Origin of the sequence: Halomonas sp. 3D7M, from assembly GCF_014897885.1 — a bacterium.
Lineage (GTDB): Bacteria > Pseudomonadota > Gammaproteobacteria > Pseudomonadales > Halomonadaceae > Vreelandella.
Map to the genome: position 1 here is coordinate 13672 of NZ_JABUZF010000277.1, position 1197 is coordinate 14868.

2 protein-coding genes are annotated in these 1197 nt (G+C 49.5%); one reads left to right on the top strand and one right to left on the bottom strand.

The window, feature by feature from the left end; all coding sequences use genetic code 11:
- A partial coding sequence (locus INT22_RS22210; RefSeq protein WP_226912968.1) for a hypothetical protein occupies positions 1-84 on the bottom strand: 84 nt, incomplete at its 3' end.
- Between the two features lie 137 nt (positions 85-221).
- Between INT22_RS22210 and INT22_RS19885 the strand changes: the two genes are divergently transcribed.
- Positions 222-1127 (top strand): LysR family transcriptional regulator, encoded by a 906-nt coding sequence (locus INT22_RS19885; protein ID WP_193068788.1) that lies wholly within the window; start codon positions 222-224, stop codon positions 1125-1127.
- Positions 1128-1197 lie beyond the last annotated feature (70 nt).

Below are 1197 nucleotides of genomic sequence, written 5' to 3' on the forward strand. Positions count from 1 at the left end.
ATGGCCTTGTTGTTCCAGTATTCGTATCGTTTCGGTAACGAATAGGCGGGTTAGTGATGTGGGTTCGGGGTGGGCATACACCATCAATATGGTCTTGGACACTTTGCTGCTCCTACAGGCGAGTTAGCGAGTGACTATCACTCTAAGTGGATACAGTAGGCAGTGTGCGCAAGATTGAAGTATCAGTGAAATTAATAGTTTTATGACTTACTATCGTAAGCATGGATGCCAAAAGACTTGACCTTAATTTGTTGGTGACATTAGAGGCTTTGCTTGAAGAGCAAAATGTCACCAGAGCGGCCGCGCGGCTGAATCTGAGCCAGCCTGCTGTCAGCGCTCAGTTGAGTCGCCTTAGGGATATGTTCAATGATCCGCTGCTGATTCCTGCTCATCGTGGAATGATGCCTACCGCCAAAGCGTTGGAGTTACTTTCCCCATTGCGTTTTGCACTAGATCAGGTGCGAGAGACGCTAACAACGCACCAGCACTTTGAGCCTGCCCAAGCAAAGCTGACCATCACGATTGCATGTACCGACTATCTGCAAACGGTTGTTGGTTTGTCGATCATGAACGAGTTAAGGCGAAAAGCACCCGGCGTCAGGATCGCAATACGTAATCTGGAACCACCTCGGTTGGAAGCCCTGATGGCGTGTGGTGAAGTGGACCTTGCACTTATGACGCCAGAAGAAGCACCACAGACTTTACGATCAAAATCCCTGTACGACGAAACCTATGTGTTGGTTGGCTGCGAGAACCACCCGCGACTCAGTGATGAAATGACAATTGAAGATTATGTCCAACTTGAGCATGTGATTGTGTCGCTCAGTGGAGACAATTTCTTCACCCCAGTGGATCAGGTCTTACACACATTGGGCTATAAGCGCAATGTTGTACTATCGACCGCTTCATTCCTGTTCATCCCTGAAATTGTTGCTCACTCGCCTCTTGTGGCGCTGGTACCACGGCGTTTAGTCGCCCAACGTTCCGACCTTAAAATTGTTGAATCCCCCATTAAATCACTGGGATTCAAAGTCGGTATGGTGTGGCATGAGCGTAACCATGGTCACAGTGCACATCGTTGGGTGCGTGAACAAATAGCCCACACACTTTGTGCAAACAAGCGCTAAAGGAGTAGCCAGACTAGCAGTGGCCAGCCCCCAATTCCTGCTTAAGCCACTCTGCCAGTGGCTCGCTGCG